This is a genomic window from Pseudomonas fuscovaginae SE-1, from assembly GCF_000364705.1.
Lineage (GTDB): Bacteria > Pseudomonadota > Gammaproteobacteria > Pseudomonadales > Pseudomonadaceae > Aquipseudomonas > Aquipseudomonas fuscovaginae_A.
Map to the genome: position 1 here is coordinate 1 of NZ_AQOH01000165.1, position 5,481 is coordinate 5,481.

A 5,481-nucleotide genomic window follows, 5' to 3' on the forward strand; every position below is an offset into this window, starting at 1 on the left:
CGCCAGAATCAGGCCGGGGATGGCCGTGGTCAGCTGTAGCGTGCCGTGTACTGCTCCTGCCTGCTCGGGGGATATGCCATGGTCCATCAGAATGGTCGGCAGCCAGCCTACGGCGACATAAAAGGGCATCGCGTTGAGTCCCATGAACAGTGTGACCTGCCATGCAAGCGGCGAACGCCAGACGGCCACGGTTGCCGCTTGTTTCGGGCCGGACAGATTCACGTGCTCGTGTTTTTTCAACTGCGGCAGCCATACAACCAGCGCCAACAACGGGGCCGCGACCAACAAACTGAGGGCAATCGACCATCCCCATGACTGGCTCAGGGGAATGATCACTGCTGAACCGACCGCGCCCGCTGCGCCCATCGTGATGGAGTACGCACCGGTCATGGATGCCATTTTCGTTGAGAAGTCGCGCTTGATCAGGCCGGGCAGCAGCACGTTGCCAAGGGCGATCCCGGTGCCTATCAGCACCGTACCGGCGTAAAGAGGCCAGGCGCTGCCTGCGGAGCGGAGCAAGATGCCCGCTGAAATGACCAGTAGTGCACCGAAAAGCGTGCGCTCGATACCGAACCTGCGGGCGACCGATGCGCTGAGCGGGGAAAAGGCGGCAAAAGCCAGCAGGGGAAGTGAGGTAAGCAGGCCCAGAGCTGAGGCGCTCAAGTCAAAATCATTCTGGAGGAGCGGCAAAACGGGCGCGATGCTGGTAAAGGGAACGCGCAGGTTTACGGCAATAAGCAGAATGCCTGCGATGAGCGCGATGGCATGCCACTTGTTTTTTGTGTCTGACATATTCTGTAGCTGTCCTCTGAAAAGAAGACCACTGTAGAGCGCTTCAGAATTATCTAATATAGATATCAAGACAGCTGATATCTAAATTATGCCAAGCTCAAAAAACGTCATTTCCTCGCCGGAAGATTTCGATTCAGATCTCTTCTCTCAAGCGGCGATTGCCCTCAAGGTTGCGCCTGACCCCAATGATTCGGGCGTCCGCTCCCATGATCACCGTAAAGGCCAACTGATCCTGTCTTTGCACGGTGCGGTGAGCTGTGAGGTGCGGAACGCACTGTGGCTTGTTCCTCCCCAACACGCGGTATGGATCCCCGGCAGTACGCCGCACAGTTGCCGCGTGACCAAAAACGCCCGTACTTGCTTTCTGTTCGTTGAGCCCGGCGCAGCAGTCATGCCTGAAGCCTGCTGCACGGTCGCTATTACGCCCCTGGTTCGGGAGATGATCCTGCATCTCGCTGAACAAGAACCGGGTTACCATTCCGAGGGCAAGACCGCGCGGCTGGTCGCCGTGCTGCTTGAGCAGCTTTCCGATGCACCGCTGAAAGAGCTGTATTTGCCGATATCAAACCACCCCAAGATCAAGCAGATCGCGGATACGCTCTTCGCAGATCCAGGCGACCGAACCACGTTGCGTGAGTGGGCCACTCGGCTTGCAACCAGTGAACGAACGCTGGCCAGACTTGTGGAAGGCACGACCGGGCTGAGCTTCGGACGCTGGCGCCAGCAACTGCATTTGATGATCGCATTGAGCCATTTAGCGGAGGGGGTATCGGTGCAGCGTGTGGCGGGCATTCTGGGCTATGACTCTGTGAACGCCTTTATCACGATGTTCAAGAAAGCCTTGGGGAAACCGCCTACACAGTACTTTTCCTCTCTGCGCTAGTGCTCTGCGTATTGATCGACCCGAACCCCATTCGCCGCCCTCAACCCGCCGGGTTAAGCTTCGCCACAGCTACTTCACTCACCAGGGAAGATAAACGGCGATGGGTTTATTCGATCGATTGTTCAGCGGCCGCTTCACACAACCCCCACCCGATGAACCACAGTTGAGCGACGCGGCGATAATGCGTGAGCTTTATCCATTCGGTGCGCAGCTGAAAACGTTCACTCATGCCTTGCTGGCACGCCTGCCTGAAAAAGAACGCGCGCGTCTCATCAAGAAGGTATCGCGCTATTACAACTTGGGCGAGGATCCGGCCACTGCACTGGTCAGTGGTCTTTTGGACACTGAGAAAGGCCAGTTACCCGATCATCTGGTTCTCATGGCCGTGGACGCGCGCGGTTTCGACGATTTCGAGTACCTGGCGCCGAAACTGGTTGAAGCCAGCGGTATTGAACAGGCCTATGCCTACACGCGGGAAGAGGCGCCCACAATGGTTCAGGTGCTGGTCGATTTCGATCAATGGCTGACCCGTTTCGGAAAGCGCTTTCTGCATGTGGATGCGGGCGGCGACGATTACGTGGGTTGCATCGTTGAGCAAGACAGCGTCGAAAACCTGATGGCGCTGGCCAGGCAGGCGGGGATCGACGCGCGGCTCGATCCCTTTTGAGGCAAGGTTGCAGGCCGCTTTCGACCCGAAGCGGCCCTTCACCACGGGCGGCTGACGGCCAAAGGCGGACGGTGTGAACAGGTGAGAGAGGGCGCCTGCCTTGGGCTTCACCGTGCTCATGGGGCTTGACCCTGAAGTGGCTAGAGCCCTCATTCTCGTAGGATGTTCATCTCTACCAGGCATGCATCATGGACAATCGTATTCCTCCGCCGCTGGTGGCAACCTTGTTCGGCCTGCTGGCGTGGCTCGCTGCCCGGTTCCTACCGGGTTCCCTGGAGCTGGCCATCGAGTGGCGTATCGGCCTGGCGCTGATCGTGTTGCTGGCCGGTGTGGCTATTTGTCTGGCGGGCGTATTTTCATTCCGCCGCGCGCGGACCACGGTCAACCCGCTGAAGCCGCAAACCGCTTCTGCCCTGGTCAGTTCCGGCGTCTTCCAATACACCCGCAACCCCATGTACCTGGGCTTCGCCATCATCCTGGTCGCCTGGTCGATCTTCCTCGCCTGGCCGCCCGCACTCCTGGGCGTGCCGGGCTTCGTGGTCTACATGAACCGCTTCCAGATCGGGCCGGAGGAGCGAGCCCTTGCCAGCCTTTTCGGAAGCGACTTCACCCAATACTGCAGCCAGGTCAGGCGTTGGCTCTAGAAGGGGAACGGTCTCCCTCAGAGCTTGAACTGACCGACCAGCCCTTGCAGGTGAACACCCAGGCGCGCCAGGTCGATGCTGGAGGCGGCCGTTTCGTCGCTCGCGGCCGAGGTCTGCTCGGAGATGTCACGCACGTTCAACACGCTGCGGTTGATCTCTTCGGCCACGGCCGCCTGCTGCTCGGCGGCCGCGGCGATCTGCTGGTTCATCGACTCGATGGAAGCCACCGAGCGGGTGATGTTCAGCAAGGACGTGCCGGCGCGCCGGCTCAGCTCGACACTGCTGTCGGTCAAGGCACGGCTGTTGTCCAGGGTCGTCGCTACCTGGGCGGTGACGCCCTGCAAGCCGTCGATCAGGCTTTCGATCTCCTGGGTGGAGGCCTGCGTGCGCTGGGCCAGGCTACGCACTTCATCGGCCACCACGGCAAACCCACGCCCGGCCTCGCCCGCACGAGCGGCTTCGATGGCCGCGTTCAGCGCCAGCAGGTTGGTCTGCTCGGCCACCGACTTGATCACGTCCAGGACCGTGCCGATCTTGTCGCTCTCGCGCTTGAGCTCGGTCATGGCCTCGGTGGAGTGCTCCACCTCCGTGGCCAGGCGCTCGATCTGCGACAGGGCCTGTCCCACCACCTCATCACTGTTGCGGGCATCTTCGCTGGCAGTCAGCGCCACCTGGGAAGCCTGCTCCGCATTGCGCGCCACCTCCTGCACGGTGGCGGCCATTTCGTTCATGGCGGTCGCCACCTGGTCGGTCTCCACCTTCTGGCTGTTGACCCCGGCACTGGTCTGCTCGGTGACGGCCGACAGTTCTTCGGCGGCGCTGGCGATCTGGGTGACACCGTCACGAATGCCACCAATCACCTCGCGCAGGCTGATCGTCATGCGCTGCATGCTGTCCTGCAGTTGGCCCAGCTCGTCACGACGAGTCACCTCCAGATCCTGGCTCAAGTCACCATTGGCCACACGCTGGGAGGCCTGCACCGTCAGCATCAGTGGATCGACGATCAGGCGGGTGATGAACCAGGCGGCGAGCACGCCCAGGAGCAGGGCCGCCGCTGAAGCACCGGCCAGCCAACCATTGGCCTGGTTCACATCATGATCGCGCTTGGCGGTCTGGCCGGCGGACAACTGCTTACTGGCCTCCAGCAGGGAGGCGATATCGGCGTTCAGGGAGTCCTCGACCTGACGCGCCTTCTCGCCACTGCCTGTCGCGCCGATGGCCTGGGTGAAGTCATTGAAATGCGCGCGGTACTGGTCCAGGGCACGGTCGGCCTGGGCCACCCAGCGCAAGCTCTCTGGGGTTTCCAGTTGCGCCTTGACCTCATCGACATGCCGGTCCACCCCGTCGATGGCCTTGATCACAGCCGCCGCGTGCTCGCTGTCGGGTTTGAGGGCGTACAACAGCCGCGCGATGCGCATGTCTCGAGCCTTCTCGTTCAGGATGGAAATCGAGATCAGCTTGTCACCCCGCTCACTGAGCGAGGCCAGCCCCTGCCAGCCGGTGAGCGCGATCAGTACCGTCAACACCAGCACGATCGCAAAGCCTAGGGTCAGTTTTGCCCGGACACTGATATTACCCAACCCACGTGTGATTGCTCCCGCCATCTAGATTTCCGCCGTTCAGTGTCAATGTGTGAGGATGGCGCGAACGCCGCGCGCCACCACATGAACGACGGCAACCGAGAGGATACCGCCCTTCATGATATCAAAATGACACCACTCGAAAATAACGGTTCCATCCGCGAGTGTTTTTTCTTGCGTCTGCGAGCAAAAAAGATCTGAACATTCAGTGGGTTGCGTGACGGCCCACGTCAATGCTCCGGGATCTTGTCGGCTGTTTTGGGTCGATAGCGGCTTCGTCATAGCCGCTATCGATCGTGGCACGTTCAACGGCTGGCGGCTACCACCTGCTGCTCCAGCAGGCCCATTCTCAACTGTGCCAGTTCAATCAGGTGCACCACCCCCATCGCGACCTTACGGTTCGGGCCGGTCTGGTTGTCGGCGTTCTCATAGGCCGTAGCGGCGGCTGATTGCAGGATTGAGTGGAGGTCGAGCAGGGTGTCTTCGTGAGCCAAGGAACTGGGTGGTTGGTTTGGAGGTGCGGCGGCTGTGGTGGAGGCGGGCGCTGGTTCCGGTACCACACCTGGTCCCAAGTCATAGTGGGCCAGCGCCTGGTCAACCAGACGAGGATCGAGGATTCCGGCACGAGGTGTAGCCGGCGGATTGGGGGTAGCTTTGAACATGATCGAACTCCGATATGAAGTGGAGCTGTCACCGTTCGCTTGCACACGAATGAGGGTGGCAGCCGTACGCAGGTGTGCAAGACCGGGCATATCGGACCCCGGCAGACTCGAAAGTCTCCCGCGCACGGCCACCATCAAGCTTGAATCGAAGAGGGCAGGAGCACCCGTCGAAAAGGCTTGTTTGAGGGCGCGTGACGCACCGATATGAACGTAACCGATCCATAAACCCCACCAACTAAACGGTGGGGCTCAG

7 protein-coding genes are annotated in these 5,481 nt (G+C 60.6%); 3 read left to right on the top strand and 4 right to left on the bottom strand.

The window, feature by feature from the left end; genetic code table 11:
• Positions 1-792 (bottom strand): MFS transporter (locus K675_RS0116335; RefSeq protein WP_017904575.1); only part of this gene is annotated, 792 nt, incomplete at its 3' end.
• Between the two features lie 88 nt (positions 793-880).
• On the opposite strand from K675_RS0116335, the gene K675_RS0116340 reads away from it, so the two are divergent.
• The 3 genes from K675_RS0116340 (at position 881) to K675_RS0116350 (ending at position 2,986) form a co-directional block, all read left to right on the top strand.
• Complete coding sequence (locus tag K675_RS0116340; protein ID WP_037006613.1) at positions 881-1,675, top strand: AraC family transcriptional regulator; 795 nt, start codon at positions 881-883, stop codon at positions 1,673-1,675.
• 100 nt (positions 1,676-1,775) lie between these two features.
• Positions 1,776-2,342, top strand: coding sequence for a DUF6630 family protein (locus K675_RS0116345; protein WP_026145253.1), 567 nt, complete (start codon positions 1,776-1,778; stop codon positions 2,340-2,342).
• A 188-nt stretch (positions 2,343-2,530) separates the two neighbouring features.
• On the top strand, positions 2,531-2,986 hold the full coding sequence (locus tag K675_RS0116350; RefSeq protein ID WP_017904578.1) for a methyltransferase family protein: 456 nt from the start codon (positions 2,531-2,533) through the stop codon (positions 2,984-2,986).
• Between the two features lie 17 nt (positions 2,987-3,003).
• Here K675_RS0116350 and K675_RS0116355 read toward each other — a convergent pair whose 3' ends face one another.
• Genes K675_RS0116355 through K675_RS0116360 form a run of 3 tightly spaced genes read right to left on the bottom strand, consistent with a single transcriptional unit; the run spans position 3,004 to position 5,228 of the window.
• Complete coding sequence (locus K675_RS0116355; protein ID WP_026145254.1) at positions 3,004-4,590, bottom strand: methyl-accepting chemotaxis protein; 1,587 nt, start codon at positions 4,588-4,590, stop codon at positions 3,004-3,006.
• 21 nt (positions 4,591-4,611) lie between these two features.
• Positions 4,612-4,848: a hypothetical protein gene (locus tag K675_RS33035; protein ID WP_157383948.1), complete on the bottom strand. Its 237-nt coding sequence runs from the start codon at positions 4,846-4,848 to the stop codon at positions 4,612-4,614.
• 23 nt (positions 4,849-4,871) lie between these two features.
• On the bottom strand, positions 4,872-5,228 hold the full coding sequence (locus tag K675_RS0116360; protein WP_020481060.1) for a DUF6124 family protein: 357 nt from the start codon (positions 5,226-5,228) through the stop codon (positions 4,872-4,874).
• Positions 5,229-5,481 lie beyond the last annotated feature (253 nt).

What these genes read in the sequence shown, in the direction of transcription:
- K675_RS33035 (WP_157383948.1), bottom strand. Translation starts at nt 4,848, where the DNA reads ATGACGAAGCCGCTATCGACCCAAAACAGCCGACAAGATCCCGGAGCA.
- K675_RS0116340 (WP_037006613.1), top strand. Translation starts at nt 881, where the DNA reads ATGCCAAGCTCAAAAAACGTCATTTCCTCGCCGGAAGATTTCGATTCA.
- K675_RS0116355 (WP_026145254.1), bottom strand. Translation starts at nt 4,590, where the DNA reads ATGGCGGGAGCAATCACACGTGGGTTGGGTAATATCAGTGTCCGGGCA.
- K675_RS0116360 (WP_020481060.1), bottom strand. Translation starts at nt 5,228, where the DNA reads ATGTTCAAAGCTACCCCCAATCCGCCGGCTACACCTCGTGCCGGAATC.
- K675_RS0116345 (WP_026145253.1), top strand. Translation starts at nt 1,776, where the DNA reads ATGGGTTTATTCGATCGATTGTTCAGCGGCCGCTTCACACAACCCCCA.
- K675_RS0116350 (WP_017904578.1), top strand. Translation starts at nt 2,531, where the DNA reads ATGGACAATCGTATTCCTCCGCCGCTGGTGGCAACCTTGTTCGGCCTG.